The organism is Serratia ureilytica, from assembly GCF_013375155.1.
GTDB classification, from domain to species: Bacteria; Pseudomonadota; Gammaproteobacteria; order Enterobacterales; family Enterobacteriaceae; genus Serratia; species Serratia ureilytica.
This window is the reverse complement of record NZ_JABXOF010000009.1, coordinates 201,334-214,045: the sequence shown is the minus strand read 5'-3', so window position 1 is coordinate 214,045 and position 12,712 is coordinate 201,334. Positions and strand designations below refer to the sequence as shown.

Annotated in this window: 11 protein-coding genes; 5 read left to right on the top strand and 6 right to left on the bottom strand. The window is 57.4% G+C overall.

Features of this window, described 5'->3' with window-relative positions:
• Positions 1-92 precede the first annotated feature (92 nt).
• The 4 genes from HWW83_RS17775 to HWW83_RS17760 form a co-directional block, all read right to left on the bottom strand.
• The gene (locus HWW83_RS17775; protein ID WP_004933951.1) at positions 93-1,127 is read right to left on the bottom strand and encodes a LacI family DNA-binding transcriptional regulator; all 1,035 of its coding nucleotides are present in this window, start codon (positions 1,125-1,127) and stop codon (positions 93-95) included.
• A gap of 124 nt (positions 1,128-1,251) precedes the next feature.
• The gene (locus tag HWW83_RS17770; protein WP_033645129.1) at positions 1,252-1,914 is read right to left on the bottom strand and encodes an OmpA family lipoprotein; all 663 of its coding nucleotides are present in this window, start codon (positions 1,912-1,914) and stop codon (positions 1,252-1,254) included.
• 248 nt (positions 1,915-2,162) lie between these two features.
• Positions 2,163-2,615: an N-acetyltransferase gene (locus tag HWW83_RS17765; protein WP_169539925.1), complete on the bottom strand. Its 453-nt coding sequence runs from the start codon at positions 2,613-2,615 to the stop codon at positions 2,163-2,165.
• Positions 2,612-3,178 (bottom strand): DNA-3-methyladenine glycosylase I, encoded by a 567-nt coding sequence (locus HWW83_RS17760; protein WP_033652312.1) that lies wholly within the window; start codon positions 3,176-3,178, stop codon positions 2,612-2,614. Before HWW83_RS17760 ends, HWW83_RS17765 begins: the two co-directional genes overlap by 4 nt.
• A gap of 197 nt (positions 3,179-3,375) precedes the next feature.
• On the opposite strand from HWW83_RS17760, the gene HWW83_RS17755 reads away from it, so the two are divergent.
• Together HWW83_RS17755 and HWW83_RS17750 are read left to right on the top strand one after the other, a co-directional pair.
• Positions 3,376-5,364 (top strand): autotransporter outer membrane beta-barrel domain-containing protein, encoded by a 1,989-nt coding sequence (locus HWW83_RS17755; RefSeq protein ID WP_089195329.1) that lies wholly within the window; start codon positions 3,376-3,378, stop codon positions 5,362-5,364.
• Positions 5,365-5,955: 591 nt separating this feature from the next.
• Positions 5,956-6,702, top strand: coding sequence for a helix-turn-helix transcriptional regulator (locus tag HWW83_RS17750; RefSeq protein WP_033645125.1), 747 nt, complete (start codon positions 5,956-5,958; stop codon positions 6,700-6,702).
• Here HWW83_RS17750 and HWW83_RS17745 read toward each other — a convergent pair.
• Positions 6,649-7,323, bottom strand: coding sequence for an acyl-homoserine-lactone synthase (locus HWW83_RS17745; RefSeq protein WP_033645124.1), 675 nt, complete (start codon positions 7,321-7,323; stop codon positions 6,649-6,651). The two genes, HWW83_RS17750 and HWW83_RS17745, sit on opposite strands and share 54 nt — an antisense overlap.
• Positions 7,324-7,797: 474 nt before the next feature.
• Between HWW83_RS17745 and glyQ the strand changes: the two genes are divergently transcribed.
• Positions 7,798-8,715, top strand: coding sequence for a glycine--tRNA ligase subunit alpha (gene glyQ, locus HWW83_RS17740; RefSeq protein ID WP_004933966.1), 918 nt, complete (start codon positions 7,798-7,800; stop codon positions 8,713-8,715).
• 9 nt (positions 8,716-8,724) lie between these two features.
• A complete protein-coding gene (gene glyS / locus HWW83_RS17735; RefSeq protein ID WP_042783397.1) occupies positions 8,725-10,794 on the top strand; it encodes a glycine--tRNA ligase subunit beta in 2,070 nt (689 codons plus the stop codon).
• Positions 10,795-10,834: 40 nt separating this feature from the next.
• On the opposite strand, the gene HWW83_RS17730 is transcribed toward glyS, so the two are convergent.
• Positions 10,835-11,524: a Fic family protein gene (locus HWW83_RS17730; RefSeq protein WP_232095318.1), complete on the bottom strand. Its 690-nt coding sequence runs from the start codon at positions 11,522-11,524 to the stop codon at positions 10,835-10,837.
• Positions 11,525-11,649: 125 nt separating this feature from the next.
• On the opposite strand from HWW83_RS17730, the gene HWW83_RS17725 reads away from it, so the two are divergent.
• Positions 11,650-12,369, top strand: coding sequence for a DUF3053 domain-containing protein (locus HWW83_RS17725; RefSeq protein ID WP_025304780.1), 720 nt, complete (start codon positions 11,650-11,652; stop codon positions 12,367-12,369).
• The last annotated feature ends 343 nt before the right edge of the window (positions 12,370-12,712 follow it).

Below are 12,712 nucleotides of genomic sequence, written 5' to 3'. Positions count from 1 at the left end.
AGCGACAGAGTGTAAAAATATGATCGCAATCACGAAGCTGAGCAAAAAACAGCCGATGAAGGCGGGGCGGTTAAGGCCCCGGAGAAGGCGGGTTAGCGGGTGGTGGAGCCGCGGACGATCAGCTCGCCGGAGAACATCTGCTCGCCGCTGGGGGCGGCCAGACCCTGAATACGCTGCACCAGCCGCTCCAGCGCCGCGTGCCCCATTTGGTAGGTGGGTTGTTTCAGCGTAGTGATGCCGACGCCCGCCAGTTCCGCCCACTCCAGCTCGTCGAAGCCCAGCAGGCCGATGTCGTTGCCCCACTGGATGCCGAGCCGGCGCATGGCGCGCGCCACCTGCAGTGTCAGGGCGCCGTTGGCGGAGATCACCGCCTTGCGCATGCCGCGATGACGGCCGCTGAAATCGCTCAGCACCTGTTCCAGTTTTTGCCGATCGTTGAGCGGCGTTTCGGCCTGCTCCGCCAGCAGCGCAGGGTGCTGCGCCATGGTATGCCTGAAGGCGTGCAGGCGTTCCAGGCGGGTATTGACCGTACCGAGCGGTTCGCTGAGGAACAGGATCGCTTCGAAGCCTTGTTGCAGCAGGTGCTCGGTGGCGACGGTGGCGGCTTCGCGGTTGTTCAGGCCCACTACGTCGCAGGCGAAGTCGGGGATTTTGCGGTCGATCAGCACCATCGGCAGCATCGACTGTTGCAGCGTGGATAACGCTTCCTCGCGCATGCCGACCGCGTTGACCACGATGCCTTCCACCCGGTAACTGCTGAGCAGCTGCAGGTAGTGCTGTTCCTGATTGACTTCGTTGTTGGTGTTGCACACCAGCAGGGTAAAGCCGTGTTGGCGGCAGGCGGCCTCGATGCCGCGCATCACGTCCACCGAATAGGGGTTGGTGATATCGGCGAGGATCAGGCCGATCAGGCGCGTTTGGCCGCCCTTCAGGCTGCGCGCCATCTGGCTTGGGCGGTAGTCGAGCTGCTGGATCGCCTGTTCGATGCGCTGTTTGAGATCGTCGGAAAGCAGGTGCTGTTCACCATTCAGATAGCGTGACACGCTGGTCTTGCCGGTTTTGGCGATGCTCGCTACATCGCTGATGGTGGCGCGTCCTGAGGCGCGCGTTGCCTTGACAGTGCTCACAGCCGATCCCTCCTGCGGTTAATTGCCAAGGAGACTACCATACCCGGCGTGCGGGCGGGAATGTTGAAGGATAAGGAGAAAATCGCAGGGAAGCGGCGGGGCGCCGGTGGCGCCCCGCGCGGGATTATTGCAGCGGGCTGAGGGTGATCTCGACGCGGCGGTTTTGCGCCTTGCCTTCCGCGGTGCTGTTGGACGCGATCGGGTTGTCCGGGCCGGCACCGGCGGTGCGGATACGGTTCGCCGCCACGCCCTGGGTGATCAGCGCGCTGGCTACGCCATCGGCGCGCTGCTGCGACAGGTTCATGTTGAGCGAACGGGAACCGGTGCTGTCGGTGTAGCCGATGACGTTGACTGCGGTTTTCGGATACTCTTTCAGCACCATAGCGACGCCGGTCAGGGTGTTGGCGCCCGCCGGTTTCAGCGTGGCGCTGCTGCTGTCGAAGGTCACGTTGTTCGGCATGTTCAGCACGATGTTGTCGCCCTGACGGGTGACGCTGACGCCGGTGCCTTTCATCTTGTCGCGCAGTTTGGCTTCCTGCACGTCCATGTAATAGCCAGCGCCGCCGCCGAGCGCCGCACCGGCCGCCGCGCCGATCAGCGCGCCCTTGCCGCGATCTTTCTTGGAAGAGGACAGTACGCCGACGCCGGCGCCCAGTGCGGCCCCGAGGCCCGCGCCGATGCCGGACTTGCCGACTTCGGATTCGCCGGTGTAAGGGTTGGTGGTACAGGCCGACAGCGTGAGCGCGACGCTCACTGCGCCGGCAATAATTGCAATGCGTTTTTTCATGTTCTTGTCCTTAATGGCATCAATATCTGTACGCGCCGGACCAACACGGGGGCGCAAAAAAGTAGGCGACGCAGGTGGGGCCCGCATCACCGCGCTACTATGACGCGTTGGCTCGCCGGCAGTTCCGGAGAAAAACGTGACAAATGATGAGCGCGGGTAAGTGCTGGGGGAGTTATGCGACAAAACGCCGGGCGGCGCCATGCAGCGGATTCCTAATTGCGCGCTGCCAGGGTGCGAATGCGCCTTTTTTAACCGTAACCGGTTGAATTCTCGATTGCCGGCCAGTTCATGATCAGCGTATAGGCCTGGGTTTCGTCGTTAAACAGGCGCTGCGTCACCTGAAAGCCGTGCTTGTGGTAAAACGCGCAGGCGCGCAGGTTTTGCTGATAAACCTCCAGGCTGAGCCGGCGGTAGAGCTGCTGCACGTGCGTCATCAGCGCCCGGGCTACGCCGCGGCCGTGATACGCCCGATCGACAAACAGCGCGCCGATGAACTGTTCGTCCAGCACGCTGATAAAGCCGACGATCTCGTTTTCATGCCAGCAGGCCCAGCTCTGCGCGCGCGGCAGGTAATTTTCCCGCACCAGTGCGGCGCTTTCACGCCAGTATTTTTCCGCCACGAACGGATGGGCGGCGATGGTGCTGGGCAGCCACAGCGCCATCAGCCGGTCGATATCCGCCGGGCCACAGGGGCGGATCAGCGTGGCTTTGGGTAGCACATGCACCCCGTGAGATGATCGTTCACCAGCCCGCTGGCCTGCATGAAGGCGTAACAGATGGTGGAGCCGATAAACTTGAAGCCGCGCTTTTTCAACGCCTTGGACATGGCGTCGGACTGCTCGGTTTTGGCCGGAACCTGGTTCAGCGCCTGCCAGCGGTTGAGCTGGGGCCGGCCGCCGACGAAGTCCCATATGAAGGTGACGAAATTCTCGCCGGCCGCCTCCATCGCCAGATAGGCTTTGGCGTTGGTGATGATGGCTTCTATCTTGCCGCGGTGACGGATGATGCCGCTGTCTTGCAGCAGCCTTTCCACGTCTTGTTCGGTCATGGCGGCGACCCGCTGCGGATCGAAATCATGGAAGGCGCGGCGGTAGTTCTCGCGCTTTTTCAGCACGGTGATCCAGGAAAGACCGGCCTGTTGTCCCTCCAGACACAGCATTTCAAACAGCTCGCGCGCGTCGGTGGTGGGCGTGCCCCATTCCTTGTCGTGATACTCGAGATACAACGGATCGGCCGTCACCCAACCGCAACGTTCTTCTGCCATCCTGAATGTCCTTGTGCTGTATTTATGAACAGTAATCATCGCTCGAAGCGGTGAACTTGGCAAGCCTCTGATTGTTTTGTCCGCAGCCCCGCTTGACGTGACGAAAAAGCCGACAATAGTTACTACATGGCCGGTGGAAAACCGGCCAACGATAAAAACGACATTGCCTTCATTTGCAGGCTCTCAGGAGTCGATTCATGCCTCTAAAAATAACATGCATGCCCCGCCCGGCGGCGCTTGCAGTGGCGTTACTTTGCAGTGTGACCCTTCCGGTTCAGGCGTATGACCAACTCTACGTCTTTGGCGACAGCCTGAGTGATACCGGCAACAACGGCCGGTTCACCTATGACGGCAGTCAGCACCTGCTGTACGACGAAGCGTTGGCGCAACGCATCGGCGCGGCGCTGGTGGCCTCGGACAACGGCGGTGAAAACTACGCCGCCGGCGGCGCCGTGGCGGTGCCGGGCCTGAACCCGGTCGACAACACTCAGGATCAGGTGCAGCGCTACCTGAATCGGGTTAACGGCCAGGCCGATGGCGACGGTTTGTATATTCACTGGATCGGCGGTAACGATTTGGCGGCGGCGGCGCTGAACGCCGCTACCGCGCCCGGCGTGGCCTATAACAGCGCCGCGGCCGCCGCCGCGCAGGTGCATTCGCTGCTGAACGCCGGCGCCGGCACGGTGATCGTGCCGACGGTGCCGAACATCGGCTCCACGCCGCAGCTGATGGAACTGATCATTCAGCAGGCGCTGCCGCCGGTACAGGGGGCGGCGATTCAGGCGGCCTATGCCACGCTCAATTCGGTGGCAACCCCGGACAACGCTTCGCGCACGCAGGCGATCCACGCGGCGTTGACCGCCGCGGCGAAGCAGGGCAGCGCGATCCCTCAGGTGCAGCAGGCGATCGCCGCCCAGCTTGTGGCGGCGTATGACAGCCTGAGCGCGCAGGCCGCTCAGCTGACCGATTTCTATAATCAAAGCGAAGACCGTTTGCTGGCGCAGGGGGGCGGCAATATCGTGCGGGTGGACGTGAACAAGCTGTTCGCCGAAGCGATCGCCAATCCGGCGCAGTTCGGCTTCGCCAACACGGCCGGCATGGCTTGTCCGGCGGGCGTTTCCTCGGCGGTTTGCCGTTCCGACATGCCTGGCTTCGACGCCGGCCACTCCTATCTGTTCTCCGACCATTTCCACCCCAGCCCGCAGGCGCACCTGCTGATTGCGGATTATATCCAGGCGGTATTGGATGGCCCGGCGCAGGTGGTGGCGCTGAATCAGGCGACGGCGGCGATGGCGCGTGACAGCCGCGCCACGCTCGACAGCCGTTTCCAGCAGCTGCGCAACGGCGACAATCCGCAGGGCTCGCTGGGCGTGTTCGGCGGCTACGCAGGCCAGCACTATGACTATGCCGATAACCGGGCGGCGGGGGATGGCAACGCCACCACCCACAACCTGACCGTCGGCGTGGACTATCAGCTGACCGACAGCTGGTTGATCGGTGCGTTGATCGCCGGTTCCAACGACGATCAGCATCCTTCCAGCCGCTATGACTACAAGGCGCGTGGGGTGCTGCTGTCGGCCTTCAGTTCGCTGGCCATATTCGAGCAGGGATGGGTCAATGCCGATCTGCACTATGCGACGATGGATTATGACGACATCCGCCGCAGCATGCGGTTGGGGCCGCTGACGCGCACCGAAACCGGTTCGACCTCCGGCAAGCAGTGGGGCGCGCGCGTGACCGCCGGCTATGACTTCCCTATCGCTGCTTACCTCACCACCGGGCCGGTGGCGCAGTTCGCCTGGGATTACAGCCATGTGTCCGGCTACAGCGAAGACGGTGATGACAGCACCGCCATGCGCTTCAACGATCAAACCTATCATTCGCAGATCGGCGCGTTGGGCTGGCGGTTGGATACGCAATTCGGCGTGTTTAACCCCTATGCGGAAGTGAGTTATCAGCATCAGTTCGGCGATGACGTCTACCGCGCCGGCGGCGGCCTGAAATCGACGCAAACCTCATTTACTCGCGACAGTGCGGGTCAGGACAAAAACTGGGTGGATGTCACGCTGGGGGCCAACATGCCGTTGACGGATAGAGTGTCGGCCTTCGCCACCGTCTCGCAAACCGGCGGCCTGAGCAGCGGCGAGCAGTTTATGTATAACGTCGGCGTCAGCGCGCGCTTCTGAGAACTCTTGGGAGAGGATAGAGCCTGTGACGGCGAGATGGCGAGGCGATGTGGGCGGATGAGACTGTACTTTAGTACAACTATCATTTATCGCTGAAAGTTCTTATCGTTATTGCATAACGATAAAATACAGCGCTACAAAAAAAAACTGATCCTATAAAGGATCAGGTAGCCACTTGGCCAACACCAGGGAAAATTTTGGTTATTATTGTATATCCAAATCTTCACTGTCAATGGCTTTTTCCCTTCATCATCGGATGCGGGGCGTTTTCGCCTGCCTGTCTGGCCCCTCTCATCTTCAACGCGACAGAACGCTTTTGTCAGATGCATGTCATGATGCCGAGTTGTTATGATTTTGTTTTCTTTGTGTTTCTTTGCCGGATAATGCCCTCTGCCGCCCCTTCTTCAGCGACGCGCTTATTTCTCGATTAAATTAATTTCCCCTCCGAAATTATTTTAATTGACTCTTTAAAACGCCTGTTGATTATTAACGCTTCCTATTATGCCTGTCGGTTTAATTTACTTGGCGGCGCAACCGGGTTATACTCTTCTCAGTTTTATAGTGATGTTATTTCTTGAAGAGGATTGGTGAGTGTCTAACTTTTTTTTCAATAATGAAACCATTAATGCCTCTATAAAAGAAGAGTTGGAACGCGGGCTGAGCAAATACAATAATATAAAATATGCCTATGCTATAATGAATAAAAGAAATCCGACTAGCTTTTCAATCATTTCCAATAGAACGGAGTGGTTCGAGTTTTATATCAAAAATAACTATCAGTTTATTGATCCCGTTTTGATTACCGCATCGCATAGAATCACCCCGTTTACCTGGGATAAAGATTTGGAAATTGGCGCAGGATTAAAATTGCCAAAGATTTTTGATATGGCCAAGAACTACAATATTATTAATGGGTATACTTTCGTCTTGCACGATCATCATCATAATCTGGTGGTGTTATCCATTATGTTGGATAAGCATTGTGATGCGGATGTTGAACAGCAGATTGACAATAATAAGGCCGAAATTCAAATGCTGCTGATTACCATGCACGGAAAAATGACGGCGCTCTACCAGGAAATGAGCACGCCTGCTGACTTTGAAAAAATGAACCAGCGGGAGTTTTTCTCCAAGCGTGAAAATGAGATCATCTACTGGGCGAGCTTAGGTAAATCCTATCAAGAAATTGCCCTTATCCTGGGAATAAAACTCACCACCGTAAAATATCACATCGGCAACGCCGTCAAAAAGCTTGGCGTCACCAATGCCAAACATGCCATCAGGTTAGGTGTGGAGCTGCAGCTCATCCGGCCGCTTCTCGCTGACTCGGAAGGATAATGGCCAGGAATCCAACGGGTTATCCCACTTTGTGGCGTGTTGGTTGATGCGCGCCAGCAATCTGTTCCGGTTGACATCGTCTATCGGCAGATAGATCAGATAAATATTTTTATTCTTTTCGGAGCATCCGGTTTTTACCACCGAGATATGCCAGCCGGAGCGTTGGAAAATAATGCGCATCGGGTGACTGATAATGGCGTATATGCCTTCGTAGCCGCAGCTTCTTGCATAGTTTATCATCGACAGGAAAAGCATGGTGCTAATTGGCGCTTGATGGAGTTGAAGTGCTTGAATGCGCGCCTTGTCTATAAATAATCTGCTGGCTTCAACGTAATTCCCTTCGGGGAGTTTTATATCGTTAAAGTAATTGTCGAATACGCCATCGCTGATCATGTTTGGGTATTTCGTTTCGATAAATCGCAAGCTGCAAATGACGTGATCTTGGTAGGTGCCGAAAATATAGGTGGCGTGACGGTTGTCGTATTCGTCAAACTCCATGTTATTTTCGCAATTAACGAGCCAGTCTAAACGGTCTTTAAACGTTTTTTTTCTTAAAGAGAATAGTTCTTTCGATCTGTTATCTGGCAGCAAATTATAGTCTACGTCAAAGAGCTCTATCATTTTCAATCTTTTTCCTAAGCGACTTAAATGGCTTTTTAGCTGCGGCTGTTATTTGTTCTTGTTATACTACCAGAGTCACTATGGCAAGTAAATTTCAGTCGATGCCGCGTCGGTAAGAATAAAGTAAATATATAACACTGAGTTATGTTTTTTTTCATTCCATTCACTTATTTGAATATTGTTCAACACGCCTGTTGTTTGTCGAAGAAGCCTCAAGCTGCCGGTAGTGGAAGCATGCGGGGGATGAATCGGCGTTTCTCTAAAGCCAGCCGATACCCGAGCCTGCGAAAGCGGTGCGGTACCTCGCCTTCTGCGGCGCCGATGCTGCCGACGGTTTTCTTGGCCGACGGGTGAAAATCCAGCGCTTCTTGCCCCGATTCGCACTTGTTGCCGGATTCTGGCTGTATATCTTACGGTCAAAGGGTATACTGGCGCATTCCATATAAATCCACTTGTATCGCGTGCGAATTCAACATGCAAAAGTTTGATACCAAGACCTTCCAGGGCCTGATCCTGACACTGCAGGATTATTGGGCGCGCCAGGGCTGCACCATCGTTCAACCATTGGACATGGAAGTCGGCGCGGGAACCTCACACCCGATGACGTGCCTGCGCGCACTGGGGCCGGAGCCGATGGCCGCCGCTTATGTGCAGCCATCCCGTCGCCCGACCGACGGCCGCTACGGCGAAAACCCGAACCGTCTGCAGCACTACTATCAGTTCCAGGTGGTGATTAAGCCATCGCCGGACAACATTCAGGAACTCTACCTGGGCTCGCTGAAAGAGCTGGGTCTGGATCCGACTATCCACGACATCCGCTTCGTGGAAGACAACTGGGAAAACCCGACGCTCGGCGCCTGGGGCCTGGGTTGGGAAGTGTGGCTGAACGGCATGGAAGTGACGCAGTTCACCTACTTCCAGCAGGTCGGCGGCCTGGAGTGCAAGCCGGTGACCGGCGAGATCACCTATGGCCTGGAGCGTCTGGCGATGTACATCCAGGGCGTGGACAGCGTGTACGATCTGGTGTGGAGCAACGGCCCGCTGGGCGTCACCACCTACGGCGACGTGTTCCATCAGAACGAAGTGGAGCAGTCCACCTACAACTTCGAATACGCCGACGTCGACTTCCTGTTCTCCTGCTTCGAGCAGTACGAGAAAGAAGCCCAATCGCTGCTGGCGCTGGAAAAACCGCTGCCGCTGCCGGCCTACGAACGCATCCTGAAGGCGGGCCATACCTTCAACCTGCTGGACGCGCGCAAGGCGATTTCGGTGACCGAGCGTCAACGCTACATTCTGCGCATCCGCACGCTGACCAAAGCCGTTGCCGAAGCCTACTACGCTTCCCGCGAAGCGCTGGGCTTCCCGATGTGCAACAAGAAGAACGAGAACTAAGAGGCAGCCATGACTCAACAGACTTTCCTGGTGGAAATCGGCACGGAAGAGCTGCCGCCGAAGGCTCTTCGTTCCCTGGCGGAATCTTTCGCCGCCAACTTCACCGCCGAGCTGGACAACGCCGGCCTGGAACACGGTGACGTGAGCTGGTTCGCCGCACCGCGCCGTCTGGCGCTGAAAGTGGCCAACCTGAGCGCGGCGCAGGCCGATCGCGAAATTGAAAAACGCGGCCCGGCGATCGCTCAGGCGTTCGACGCCGAAGGCAAACCGAGCAAAGCGGCCGAAGGCTGGGCGCGCGGCTGCGGCATCACCGTCGATCAGGCGGAGCGCCTGGTGACCGACAAGGGCGAGTGGTTGATGTACCGCGCCCATGTCAAAGGCCAGTCGGCGCAACAACTGCTGGCCGGCATGGTCAGCACCGCGCTCGGCAAGCTGCCGATCCCGAAACTGATGCGCTGGGGCGATTCCGACGTGCAGTTCGTGCGTCCGGTGCACACCGTCACGATGCTGCTGGGCGCCGATCTGATCCCGGGCACCGTGCTGGGCATCGAATCCGCGCGCACCGTGCGCGGCCACCGCTTCATGGGCGAAGCCGAGTTCACCCTCGACAATGCCGACCAATATCCGCAGATCCTGCTGGAGCGCGGCAAAGTGGTCGCTGACTACGAAGCGCGCAAAGCCCTTATCAAACGCGACGCCGAACTGGCGGCGCAGAAGATCGGCGGCAAGGCCGATCTGAGCGACAGCCTGCTGGAAGAAGTGGCCTCGCTGGTGGAATGGCCGGTGGTGCTGACCGCCAAATTCGAAGAGAAATTCCTGGCGGTGCCGGCGGAAGCGCTGGTGTACACCATGAAGGGCGACCAGAAGTATTTCCCGGTGTACGACGCCGCGGGCAAACTGCTGCCTAACTTTATCTTCGTGGCCAACATCGAGTCGAAAGACCCGCAGCAGATCATCTCCGGCAACGAGAAGGTGGTGCGTCCGCGTTTGGCCGACGCCGAGTTCTTCTTCAACACCGACCGCAAAAAACGTCTGGAAGACAACCTGCCGCGCCTGGAAACCGTGCTGTTCCAACAGCAGCTGGGCACCCTGCGCGACAAAACCGATCGCATCCAGGCGCTGGCGGGCTGGGTTGCCGGCCAGATTGGCGCCGACGTCAACCACGCCACCCGTGCTGGCCTGTTGTCGAAGTGTGACCTGATGACCAACATGGTGTTCGAATTCACCGACACCCAGGGCGTGATGGGCATGCACTATGCGCGCCACGACGGTGAGGCGGAAGACGTCGCCGTTGCGCTGAACGAGCAGTATCAGCCGCGCTACGCCGGTGATGCGCTGCCGCAGTCGCTGGTGGCCTGCTCGCTGGCGATCGCCGACAAGATGGACACCCTGGCCGGCATCTTCGGCATCGGGCAGCATCCGAAGGGCGATAAAGACCCGTTCGCGCTGCGCCGCGCCGCGCTGGGCGTGTTGCGCATCATCGTCGAGAAAAACCTGCCATTGGATCTGCAGACTCTGACCGAAGAGGCCGTGCGCCTGTACGGCAGCAAGTTGACCAATGCCAAGGTGGTCGACGACGTGGTGGAATTCATGCTGGGTCGTTTCCGCGCCTGGTATCAGGAAGAAGGCCACGCGGTCGATACCATTCAGGCGGTGCTGGCGCGCCGTCCGACCAAACCGGCCGACTTCGACGCGCGCGTCAAGGCGGTATCCCATTTCCGTACGCTGGACGAGGCGGCGGCATTGGCTGCGGCCAACAAACGCGTCTCCAACATTCTGGCCAAGTCTAGCGAAACGCTGAACGACAGCGTGCGCGCCTCGGTGCTGAAGGATGCGGCGGAGATCCAGCTGGCGACTCACCTGGTGGTGCTGCGCGACAAGCTGCAGCCGTATTTCGCGGCGGGCAACTACCAGGAAGCGCTGGTGGAACTGGCCGCGCTGCGTGAGCCGGTGGATGCGTTCTTCGACAACGTGATGGTGATGGCGGACGATGCGGAAGTGCGCGTTAACCGTCTGACGCTGCTGAGCAAACTGCGCGAGCTGTTCCTGCAGGTGGCGGATATCTCCGTGCTGCAGTAAGCGATTCTTTGCTGTGAAAAGGCGCCTGCGGGCGCCTTTTTTATGGTTGGCGTAACAGTCTGATACCGGCAGCGGTCAAGCGATAGCGTTGTAAACGGCTCTTGGGTTTATCCGGTAGCGTCATTTCAATCCAACCCGCATTCAAGGCCGGCTGTAGATAGCGCTCGCGGAAAGATTTTCGATCTTGCAACTGTAGAACATTCTGAAGCGTTTCTCGCGACATCTCCCCTTGCAGCGCCGCTAGCAAGTCAGCGACTTGGGGGGTGACTTGGGGGGTGACTTGGGGGGTAATGCTCAGCTCAAGCGCTTTTAGAATCATTTCCAGCATGAATTCAACGAAGGGTGAGCAATCGGTCTTTTGGTTGCTGGCATTCAGCGCCTGGTAATATCCGGGCTGGTTATCATGTACCAGGCTCTCAACCGGCACGTTGGCGAACAACGGATCCCAGCGTGACAAAATCAGCGTTTGCCACAACCGTCCCATACGGCCGTTTCCATCGGCAAAGGGATGGATAAATTCGAATTCATAGTGAAATACACAGCTGCCGATCAGCGGTGGCAGGTCGGTTTGTTGCAGCCAGATGAGCAATTGACGGATTAGCAACGGTACGCGTTCCGCCGGTGGAGCCATATGGATCACAACATTGCCGTTCATCACGCCGACGCCGCTTTGACGATAGCGGCCAGCATCAGGCAGTACGCCGTTTTCAACCGCCTCCGGCCGAGCCAATGTTCACCGCAAGCGGAATCGCGTATCGGAACGCCGCCAGTTGATCTATTCTTATAGGCGCACGGAGTGCGGAAAAAGGGGCGGAGTCCAATGAAAAAGCAGGTTTATAACAGGAGTTATGTCACATGGCGGTAGGGATCCAGAGCAGAGGTTTCGCGCGTTGGTTGGCACCGGTATTGGCATTGTTGGTGGTCATGCAATTGACCGCCTGCGGCGATAAAGAGCCGGAACAGCGCAAAGCATTTATCGATTACTTACAGAATACCGTGATGCGCAGCGGGGCAAACATCCCCACGCTGAGCGAAGACCAGAAACAGAAGTTTGGCAACTATGCCGGTGATTACGCGATATTGGTCGGCTTTTCGCAGCAGTTGTCCAAGTCGGTCGGCGCCAGCCTGACCCCGGCGCTGGATCAGATTAACCAGATCCGCACCGCGCAGGACTACCTGAACAAACGCGACGCGCTGCAGCAATCGGTCGGGGCGTTGAACCTGTTGGGCCAGCAGATCCAGTCGGCCAAATCGCAGGCGGATACTGCCCACGCGGCGCTGAAGCAGCCTGACGATCTGAAGGCGGTGTACAACCAGGCCTATGACAAGATCGTCACCGCCCCGGCCAACGCCTTGATGCCGGCGATCCCGACTACCGCCAGCTTTGTGCAGGATCTGGTGCAGGTCGGCGACTTCCTGCAGAGCCAGGGCAATCAGGTCAGCTTCAACAACAACGGCGTGCAGTTCCGCACTGCGCAGCAGGTGGCGCAATACAACACCATGATGTCGAATCTGGTGGCTAAGCAGCAGAACCTGATGAATGCGCAGAAAACCATTCAAAGCGTGACGCAATAATAACGCGTCCAGGCGCGAAACAGGCCGGCATTGCCGGCCTGTTTTATTTCCCCTCAGCGTTTCCAATCGCTTGCTGGCTTATTGCGCAGGCTTCTGTACTACACTTCAATTAATCCATTCATTAGGCAATGTAGTTTTCTTTCATTCATCACTTCGCTAGTTCCCGGCGGGATGAGTGCTCACAGGGAAGATCAAACAGAGCGTTGCGATCGGGCGCTGCAGCTAAAATAAATTGTGATTTTCATCACAATTTAAAAACAAACAGCCAAGTCAAAAATGTGACCAATGTCACTTTATTGTGGGTTTTGAGGCGGTTTTTTTCTCACTGTGCTTTTTTTACACG